At 45.7% G+C, this 1,436-nt stretch carries 2 protein-coding genes; one reads left to right on the top strand and one right to left on the bottom strand.

The window, feature by feature from the left end; translation table 11 throughout:
* Nucleotides 1-247: 247 nt before the first annotated feature.
* Nucleotides 248-667 (bottom strand): thioredoxin TrxC, encoded by a 420-nt coding sequence (trxC, locus tag AND4_RS18970; protein ID WP_009844610.1) that lies wholly within the window; start codon nt 665-667, stop codon nt 248-250.
* Nucleotides 668-790: 123 nt separating this feature from the next.
* Here trxC and AND4_RS18975 point away from each other — a divergent pair.
* Nucleotides 791-1,436: energy transducer TonB (locus AND4_RS18975; protein ID WP_339367403.1), on the top strand; the 646-nt coding region annotated here is incomplete at its 3' end.

Genomic DNA, 1,436 nt, shown 5'->3' on the forward strand with positions numbered 1-1,436 from the left:
AGGTAAGCCACCACCGCCTTTGACAATAATCAGTACTACTTCTGCCCCTAATAGCAACTCAAATTTTGTTCCTAGACCTTTTACTAGTGGTGGTAGTGGTGGTAGTAGTAGTGGTGGCGGCAAGTGTACCGAATGCCATAGCTAGCATAAAGATACTGGTATCGAACAAATGAGGAGTTGGTGGAGTTTTCACCGAACTCGACCGATCCAGACGCCGCTAGCTTAAGAGTAAAGCTAGCGGTGGGTTTTACTTGCTAAGTGCTTGTTTTAACCATTGATCGAACTGGGTTTTGGGAAGGGCGCCATTGAGCATATCAACGCGTTGGCCGTTCTTGAATACCATAATGGTCGGGATACTACGAATACCAAACTGTGCGGCAAGTTGTTGCTGAGCTTCAGTATCAATCTTGACAAATCGGGCGGCGCCAGTTTGCTCGTGTGCGACATCCTCGAAAACAGGAGCAAACCCAACGCAAGGGTTGCACCACGGGGCCCAAAAATCGACGATCACGGGTGTTTTACTCTCTAACAATGCCGAAAAATTATCGATGGTGCCTTCTATCGGTGAACCATCAAAAAGGGCGCTTTTACATTTACCGCAAGTTGCAGCTTCTGCAACTCGCTCATTAGGGACACGATTTAAACCGCCACAAGGCTTGAGACACATTTCAAAGAAGCTATAATGATCATAAATTCACCGTAATGATAATGCAATTAATAATTGATCTCATTTTCTTTTCGAGTGATAATCTTTCTAGTTGATAATGATTCCTACTTCCGAGGTTTAGCAGTGAACGTGAGAAGATATGCCATCGCAGGAAGTGCTTCTGTCGTGCTGCACGCTGCGCTTCTTTTTTTCTCCCAAGAAACGAAGGTATTCGCGATGTCAGCTGGCGTTCCGATCAGCTCAGTTAGCTTGAATTTAGTTTCAGCGCCAATGCCGCCGCAGACACAACCAACCCCACAAGACGTCGTAGACGAGAAACTGCCGAAAACGAACAAAAAACTGGAACCAAAACCAGTACCTAAGCCAACCAAAAAAGCGGTCAAGAAACCGGTGGTGAAAAAAGAAGCGGTTAAGAAAAACACAGCGAAAAAGAAGCCAAAGCCCGTTAAAAAAACGCCCACTCCAAAGTCGGTCGCAAAAAAACAGCCGCAGCCAAAAGAAAAAGTGGCAGATAACGTCGCTAAAAAGCCTGTTCAACATCAACAAACGGCAACTGCAAGCCAATCAAAAGGGGCAAGCACGCAACCTGTCATGATTGATCAACCAACCTATGTATCTAGACCAATTCAGCCTATTTACCCGCGTTCAGCTCTTAAACGCGGTATTGAAGCGTTGCCCTTTATTGAAGTGTGGTTGGATGAAAACGGCAACCAAATCAAACAAGTACTTATCGAATCATCAGCGCTCAGATGCTCGACGTCTCTGCCCT

The sequence above is a fragment of the Vibrio sp. AND4 genome, assembly GCF_000171815.1.
In the GTDB taxonomy this organism is placed as follows: Bacteria; Pseudomonadota; Gammaproteobacteria; order Enterobacterales; family Vibrionaceae; genus Vibrio.

What these genes read in the sequence shown, in the direction of transcription:
- trxC (WP_009844610.1), bottom strand. Translation starts at nt 667, where the DNA reads ATGTGTCTCAAGCCTTGTGGCGGTTTAAATCGTGTCCCTAATGAGCGA.